Annotated in this window: 2 protein-coding genes; both read left to right on the plus strand. The window is 70.3% G+C overall.

The window, feature by feature from the left end; genetic code table 11:
* Positions 1-261: TRAP transporter small permease subunit (locus G7A99_RS21015; RefSeq protein WP_163143848.1), on the plus strand; the 261-nt coding region annotated here is incomplete at its 5' end.
* Positions 258-1,010: TRAP transporter large permease subunit (locus G7A99_RS21020; protein WP_163143850.1), on the plus strand; the 753-nt coding region annotated here is incomplete at its 3' end. The genes G7A99_RS21015 and G7A99_RS21020, both read left to right, overlap by 4 nt.

Below are 1,010 nucleotides of genomic sequence, written 5' to 3' on the forward strand. Positions count from 1 at the left end.
ACGTTCCCGGTGATCATCGCGCTGTGCGTGATCGTGGTCCACGAGAGCTGGCCGGTGGCGATGGACGCCTACGCCAATGGCGAGACCTCCTTCTCGGCGTGGAATCCGCCGGTGTGGCCGGTCAAGCTGCTGGTGCCGGTGTCGTTCTCGCTGCTGCTCGCGCAGGCGCTCGCCGAGACGGTACGCGCGGCCCGGCGCGCCATGGGTCGTGAGGTCGGGGACGAGACGGATGCCGGACGCGGCGGGGAGGTGGGCCCATGAGCTCCAGCCTCGTGCTCGGCATGATGTTCCTCGGGCTGCTGGTGCTGCTGCTCTCCGGCATGCCACTGGCCTTCGTGCTCGCCTCGCTGGCGGTGTTCTTCACCCTGTCGCTGTGGGGCACCCAGGCGCTGGTCATCACGGTGCTCCAGACCGTGGACGTGATGACCTCGGAGATACTGCTCGCGATCCCGCTGTACGTGCTCATGGCGAGTGTGCTCCAGCGATCAGGGCTGATCGACGACCTCTACCGCGCCATGGAGCTGTGGTTCCGGCGCCTGCCCGGCGGCCTCGCCGTGGGCACGGTGGCGATCTGCACGCTGATGGCGGCGATGACCGGCATCGTCGGCGCCGCGGTCGCGGCGATGGGCATCCTCGCGCTGCCGTCCATGCTCCGGCGCGGCTACGACGAGCGCCTGGCGCTCGGCACCATCTGTGCCGGCGGCACCCTGGGCATCCTGATCCCGCCGTCGGTGATTACCATCGTCTACGCCGCCACCGCCCAGGTGTCGGTGGGCAAGATGTTCGCCGCCGGCATCGTCCCGGGACTGATCCTGGCCGCGCTGTACATGGGCTACGCGGTGCTGCGTGCGACCCTGCGCCCGGACATGGCCCCGAGGCCCGACGAGGCGCCGCCGAGCATGCGCGAGCGGGTGATGTCGCTGCGCTCGCTGGTACTGCCGACGGTGATCGTGATCGGCGTGCTGGGCAGCATCTACGGCGGCATCGCCACGCCCACGGAGGCGGCGGCG

The sequence above is a fragment of the Arhodomonas sp. KWT genome (assembly GCF_010993615.1).